The organism is Sulfuricurvum sp. (assembly GCF_028688295.1).
GTDB lineage: Bacteria > Campylobacterota > Campylobacteria > Campylobacterales > Sulfurimonadaceae > Sulfuricurvum.
The window spans coordinates 11696-18875 of record NZ_JAQTYM010000045.1 but is presented as its reverse complement, the minus strand read 5'-3'; the positions used below and the strand labels follow the sequence as shown (position 1 = coordinate 18875).

Genomic DNA, 7180 nt, shown 5'->3' with positions numbered 1-7180 from the left:
GTTGTCATTCTTTGACTCCTTGTGTAATGAAATGGACACCGATTGATTCGGTTCGCTCTAATGCAGCCTCAACAATTGCTTTGGCGGTTAAAAGACGCAACTTCAATAATTTACCGATATTGTGTTGCAATAACGTGTCAATTATCGCTCTTGTTTCTTCTAATCCTTCAGGAGTTCGAACGATGGAAACATTATGCCACATAATGCGTCTGAGTTGGTCTTTTATCTCTTTATCTCCGTCAATTTCAAGCGGTTCGTTACCAATCTCAAACGTTTTGCTACAAGAAGGTATTGATGTTGCAAGGATCGTTTCAGAAGCCTCTTTTGCATACACCAGCCCTTCTAATAATGAATTGCTTGCCAAACGGTTAGCCCCGTGCACTCCCGTAGAAGCCGCTTCACCAACACTGTAAAGCCCTTTTATCCCCGGTACTCTTCCTTTTAAATCGGTTTTTATTCCGCCGATAGCATAATGAAACGCCGGAGAGATGGGTACTCTCTCTTTTGGTAATTGAAACCCTAAATCGTTGAGCGATTTATAGATATTTGGAAATCGCTCTTTGAAATACTCCGATTCAAAATCTTCGCACGAAAGATAGACTTGTTTGTTGCTCCGTTTTTTATAATCGAAAATAGCGCGGCTGACAATATCACGCGGTGCTAATTCACCTCTGGGATCATACTCGAACAAAAAGCGGTACCCATTTTCATCAACTACGTGTGCCCCTTCTCCCCGTAATGCTTCAGAGAGAAGCTGTTTTCGTGCCCAGTTGTTTGCTACAAATACCGTCGGATGAAACTGCATCATCTCCATCGATTCGAGTTCAATCCCTTTTTCGATACAAATACCGTGAAGATCCCCGCTGATGGTCGAAGCATTCGTATGATACTCATACAAGGACCCCACTCCGCCACTGGCGATAATGACGTTATTCGCCAAAATAATTTTCCGTTTCCCCTCACTCATCACTTCGACACCGCAACACTGATGGTCTTCAATTAAAAGATCGATCACCGTTGTATCGCTTAACATCGGATGGGGATTTTGGTTGAGTAAAAAGAAATGAAGATGCCTTCCTGTCGCATCTCCTCCGGCATGAAGAATCCGACTGCGCGAGTGGGCTGCTTCTTTTGTGTAGAGTAGATTTCCCTCATCATCTTTGTCAAACAAAAATCCCCGCTTGATCAAATCACGGATTACCGTTTGCGAATTTTCACTCAGTAGATGAACCGATTCGTTGTTACACATCCCCGCACCCGCATCCAAGGTGTCTTGGATGTGTAACGGTATATCAGCGTCATCATAAGCAGTACTCACTCCCCCTTGGGCGTAATAGGTATTGCACTCCCATGGATAGGATTTGTTGATCACCAATACCTTTAACGATTTTGGCAATCCAATCGCCGCGTACAACCCTGCAACTCCTGAGCCGATAATAACAACATCATAACGCAACGGAAGGCTTCTCTTTCGGTGATGGTTTTTCATAATACGGTGGCGCTTTGTAGCCACATCCGCTCACAAGCCCCATTAATAAAGCTATCGTGCAGATCATCATCCATTTTTGCGCCATGACGCTCCCATCCCTCTAAAGTTATTGTAGTTGGATGGTATAATAGCTACCATAAATTTGAGATTAAGAGTTCTGTAATGATCGATACTATTCGCTCTTTGCCACAATGTGCGGGGATTTACCAATATCTGGATGAAAAAGGGAGAATCCTCTACATCGGAAAAGCCAAAAATCTCTCCAAACGGGTAAAAAGTTATTTTAATCTCACCCCGACACTCACCCCAAAATCAACCCTCTCTCTGCGAATCCAAAAAATGCTTTCTGAAACCGTTGGGTTTCATTACATTATTGCCCGCAACGAACATGACGCGCTCATTTTAGAAAATTCCCTGATCAAACAACTCAAACCAAAATACAATATTCTTCTGCGTGATGATAAAACCTATCCTTATTTGTATGTTGATCTTGAAGAACCCTATCCCCGTTTCGAACTCACCCGTAAAATCATCAAAGGGAAAAGGGTCCGCTATTTTGGCCCTTTTTCAGTGGGTGCACGTGATATTCTCGACTCACTCTACGAACTTCTTAAACTGGTACAGAAAAAAAGCTGTCTTAAGGGGAAAAAAGCCTGTCTCTTTTACCAAATGGAGCAATGTCTCGCCCCTTGTGAATTTCCGGTAGCTACCGAGACCTATCTTTCAATGGTTCATCAGGGGATAGCGTGGATTCAAAACAAACGGCATTTGATTCGAGAACTTGAAACAAAAATGGCGTTTTATTCCGAATCACTCCGCTTTGAAGAGGCACTTATTTTACGCGACCGGATTGAGCGGATCAGCAAAAGCGAAATATCGTCCCAAATCGATCTGGCCTCTACCGATAACTATGATCTCTTCGCAATAGTTGCTGAAACAACCAGAGCTTGTATCCTCCGTCTGTTCATTCGTGAGGGGAAAGTGGCCTCAAGCACGTATGATTTCCTCCCTATCACCCCTTATTTTTCCCTCGATGAAGCGTATGAGCGGATAGTGATCGGGTTCTACGGATCTGAAAAACCTCCCATCGTCGCCCCCATCTTAACCGCACATCCGTTTGAATCACGCGAATGGGTTACAGAACACCTTAGTGCTCTTTTTGGCAAAAAAGCCCAAATAGAAGTACCGCAAAGAGGAGATAAAAAAGCCTTAATCGATCTTGCACTGGCAAACGCGCATGAGCTTTTACGAACCCCTCAACCTTCTAATGAGACACTATTGATACAACTTCAAGAATTATTTCACCTCGACACACTTCCAAGACGAATCGAAGTTTTTGATAATTCCCACCATGGAGGCTCTGCCACAGTCGGCGCTATGATCGTGTACGATGAAGGACATTTTGATAAAAAAGGATACCGAACCTACCATCTTCACGAACGAGACGAATACGGACAAATGAAAGAGATACTGACACGCCGTATCGAAGGTTTTGATCAAAATCCTCCCCCTGATTTATGGATTCTCGATGGCGGTTCGACGTTGAGAACCTTAGCCGTAGATTTACTCGAATCGCATGGAGTTCATCTCGATATTATCGCCATCAGTAAAGAGAAAATAGATGCTGTCTCCCATCGTGCAAAAGGTTCTGCCCGCGATATTCTTCATGCCAATGATGATACTCTCCGATTAGAAAGCTCAGACAAAAGGCTTCAATTTGTGCAGATGCTTCGCGATGAAGCTCACCGAAGTGCGATCACTTTTCATAAAAAAACCAAACTAAAACAGGATCAACACTCCAAACTTCTTTCCATTTCGGGAATATCACACCCTAAAATTCAAAAATTACTCGATTATTTTGGTACATTTGAAGCAATCAAAAAAAGTGATTTTGAGGGACTTTGTGAGGTTATTGGAGCAAAAGATGCGAAAAGTATCCAAAATTATTACAAAGAAAGCGCGTCTAAGTAATCTTTTATGGAGTTTATGCCATATTCCACGAATTATGTTTTCAGCAGTTTTTTAGTTAAGGGGTAAAATGATGGAACATCCAATTCCGATTGATGAGGAATATTTTTTTGAGGGACGTGCAATCGTCAGTGAAACAGACACCCAAGGTTTCATCACTTTTGCGAATCGCAAATTTTGCGAAATATCGGGTTATACTGTCAATGAATTAATTGGAGAACCCCATAACATTATCCGTCACCCTGATATGCCAAAAGCTGCTTTTGCGCAAATGTGGAAAACGATACAATCGGGTACCCTATGGCATGGATTGGTAAAAAACCTCCGCAAAGACGGACGGTATTATTGGGTTGATACCGAAGTAACACCTGTCTACGATAAAGAGGGTAAAGTCAAAGGATACATGGCAGCGCGTAAACCGGCTTCACGAAAAAATATCGAAGAGACTGCGGCGTTGTACCGCAAAATGTTAGAACAAGAACAATAGGGGGACATGAGTGCTATTTTATAATCATAAACACGAGTTCATTGGCATTGACGAAGATGGGCTCAAACTTTTAAACTATACAACCCTTGAGGATTTACTAGAGGTTTGTGGTGACGTTGCGGACCTTTTCGCTAAAGAACCGGGATACATTCATAACTTTAAAAGTTTTGGTTGGATCGATTTTTTACTGCACGCTGATTCTGATGCCCGTTCTGCCATTGTTCATGCGCATGGAAGAACCTTCTCGTGTACACTAAGCGTCCATAGCCTCTACCTCTGCTCAAGCCCTGATAGTAACGGCTATATCATCGATATGACACATATTAAAACCATAACCGGTGATGATGTAAAACCCCATACAATTGCCCCAAAACTTCAGACTGAAATAACACCTGTATCTGCTCCATCCATTGAAGAAATTCCTTTCTCCTATCAACCAACACTTGATGGTCTCCCTGACTATGGACACATTACCCCAACAGCCCTCAGTGAACCCGGCATCTTGGACATCCCTCTTTCAGAATCTAATTTTGAACCAACAGAGACAGAAGAAGAGTTCTATGCCAAACTTGCCCTTCCCCTCAATGAAGAAGAGTTACAAGAAATACTTCCAGAAGTGCCGATTGCGCCCATATCATCTGAGCGACCAATGCTTGGAGATGTTCATTACAGCAGTGCAGAAAAAAGTTTCTTAGAAAATCTTCATGTCGATAAATCCTATAAATTTGATCCAAATGTTGCGGCGCATGAGCTAGGTCTTCCTGTCGATTTGATTCAAGAATTTATCGGTGACTTCATCCAACAAGCCTATGAATTCAAAGATGAGTTATTCGAAGCAGTCCTCAAAGGGGACACCAACAATATTAAAATTCTTTCACATAAACTAAAAGGTGTTGCCGCGAATCTACGTATTGAAGATGCCTTTGAAACGCTTAGTATTATCAATACCTCAAACGACTCGATTGAAATTGAAGCAAATCTCAAATATTTCTTTACTATTATTACGAAACTAGAAGGAAAAGAAATTCCTGCAGTGCTAGAAACCCCTATGGTACAAGATCACAAAGCAATCGAAATACCAAAAAGTAACGAAATCACCCTTGATGATGACATATACGACTTAGTTCTCAAAGAAGATCTCATTCCAGCATTCCAAGAAGAAAAAAGTATTGAAGAACCTGCTTTTGAAAAAACATTTTATGAAGATTTATCCAAAACAGATGATAGCAGTAATGAAGAAATCGTCCTTGAAACAGTAATTGAAGCTCCAGCCCCTAAATTGCATTATGATAAGCGTCTTATTGCAGGACAACTTGGGGTCGAAGATGCCTTTTTTGAAGAATTAATTGAGGAGTATAAGGCAGATGCTCTCTACGCAGGAGAGGCAATTACTTCTGCGATTGGTGCATTTGATACTCATGCATGGAAAAAAACTGCCAGTCATCTCAAAGGGATTAGTGATAACTTACGCTTAAATGAAATTTCCGATGAATTGGCAATTTTATCACAAACAAATGATGCACAAGAAGCTAATAAAGCCTCAAAACGCCTTAATAACTTTCTTCAACAACTGTAAAAAATAAGAATAGAGGAAAACCCATGGAATTAGGACTTAGAAATCGACTCCGCCTCATCAGTCTCTTACCCATTCTGATATTGTTCACCATTGCAAGCTACTTCGTTTACAATGCTTACAATGCTTATAAAGGAGCCGGTCAGCTCCAAGTAAGACTCGAGGGAAATAAACAGCTCAACGACCTTATCAACAATCTTTCACGTGAACGTGGAATGACCGTAATGTATATGGGGAACGCTTCAGCAGCTACCTTAAAATCACTTCATGCACAGCGCGCTATTGTTGATCAAAAAATTGAAGCGTACCAAAAGCATTTAAAATCACTCAGTCATATCAATACAGAAGAAGGCTCAAACGCAGCTTCCTTATCACAATTGATCACTACTCTTGAAAAGGGTATCGACGAATCTCGTCCTCTTGTAGATGATGGAACCGCTAATTTTGACAAAATTTTTACCGATCTTTACGGAAACTCTGAAGAACAACTGATCAATGAACTTGCTAATCTTGCAAATTTGCATTTTGATGAAGAGGTCAATTCCCTCTCATCAAGCTATCTTTCTCTGGTTCGTGCTAATGAATACAGCAGTATTGAGCGTGACTATATTACGTATGTTCTCGCACGTGCTACTCCTCTTGCCGAAGAAGAACTCAACCGATGGATTTCACTGATTGCAAAAGCCGATACCTTTAATCTTGAGGGGATCAGCAACAAAGCTATTCAAACGGAACTCAAAACTTCTTTATTTAATGAAGACAATACAGAACTCTACCTTGATATCACGACCGAACGTACTAGTATTCTACAAGCCTCCACAAGCGGAGTGTATGAAAGCCAATCAGGCGTTTGGTTCGCAATGATTTCTGAGAAAATTGATGCGATCAATACTGCAGAACAAATATTGATTGAAGCAATGGATAAACGGGCTCTTGTCGTTCAAAATGAAGCCGTTCAAGTTCTCGTCATTGCAATCGCTGTCTGGATTCTAGGGGTATTAGTTGCAGTACTTGGCTATCTCTTCTCTGCTGAGATTACAACCAACATTAAAAATCTTGAGTCCGTTTTAAAACGAGTTGCCGAAGATACTCATGATAATGAAGCTGAAGTACTCAGCCATACCATCAATCTCGACACTACCTCTGGAACCGCACAAGCGTATGCATTACTAGAGCGGATTATTGAGCAAACCCTCAATGATAAACAATTTGCGATGGAAGCTTCTGAAGCCAAATCAATGTTTTTGGCCAATATGTCCCATGAAATCCGTACTCCGCTTAACGGTATCGTTGGATTTACAGAACTTCTTAAAGATACAGAGCTTCATGATGAACAACGTGAATTTATTGATATCATCGAGAAAAGTTCTGAAAATCTACTTGAGATTATCAATAATATTCTTGACCTCTCTAAAATTGAGAGCAACAAACTCGAAATTGAAGAGATTGTCTTTAATCCTATGGATGAGTTTGAAAGTGCCGTCGAGGTTTACGGGGTTCGTGCTTCCGAAAAACATATTGACCTTGCATGTTATGTTGATCCAAGCCTTGAGCGTCCGCTCAAAGGTGATCCAACAAAAATCAAAGAGGTTATCATCAACCTACTTTCTAATGCTGTCAAATTTACAAACAGCGGCGGATCAATTAGCGTCGATATCCGCAG

Annotated in this window: 6 protein-coding genes; 4 read left to right on the top strand and 2 right to left on the bottom strand. The window is 41.2% G+C overall.

Features of this window, described 5'->3' with window-relative positions; genetic code table 11:
• Window positions 1–4: 4 nt before the first annotated feature.
• Both nadB and PHR02_RS09470 read right to left on the bottom strand, forming a co-directional pair.
• Window positions 5–1456 carry an L-aspartate oxidase gene (gene nadB / locus PHR02_RS09475; protein WP_299991491.1) on the bottom strand — a complete coding sequence of 484 codons (1452 nt, stop codon included), beginning with the start codon at window positions 1454–1456 and terminating at the stop codon, window positions 5–7.
• Complete coding sequence (locus PHR02_RS09470) at window positions 1446–1574, bottom strand: hypothetical protein (RefSeq protein ID WP_299991486.1); 129 nt, start codon at window positions 1572–1574, stop codon at window positions 1446–1448. Before PHR02_RS09470 ends, nadB begins: the two co-directional genes overlap by 11 nt.
• Before the next feature lie 77 nt (window positions 1575–1651).
• Between PHR02_RS09470 and uvrC the strand changes: the two genes are divergently transcribed.
• From uvrC to PHR02_RS09450, 4 genes are all read left to right on the top strand, one after another.
• Window positions 1652–3460 (top strand): excinuclease ABC subunit UvrC, encoded by a 1809-nt coding sequence (uvrC, locus tag PHR02_RS09465; protein WP_299991484.1) that lies wholly within the window; start codon window positions 1652–1654, stop codon window positions 3458–3460.
• A gap of 70 nt (window positions 3461–3530) precedes the next feature.
• Entirely contained in the window at window positions 3531–3944 is a 414-nt protein-coding gene (locus tag PHR02_RS09460; RefSeq protein WP_299991489.1) for a PAS domain-containing protein, read from the top strand.
• Window positions 3945–3954: 10 nt separating this feature from the next.
• Entirely contained in the window at window positions 3955–5520 is a 1566-nt protein-coding gene (locus PHR02_RS09455; protein WP_299991481.1) for a hypothetical protein, read from the top strand.
• A 23-nt stretch (window positions 5521–5543) separates the two neighbouring features.
• Window positions 5544–7180: nitrate- and nitrite sensing domain-containing protein (locus PHR02_RS09450; RefSeq protein WP_299991479.1), on the top strand; the 1637-nt coding region annotated here is incomplete at its 3' end.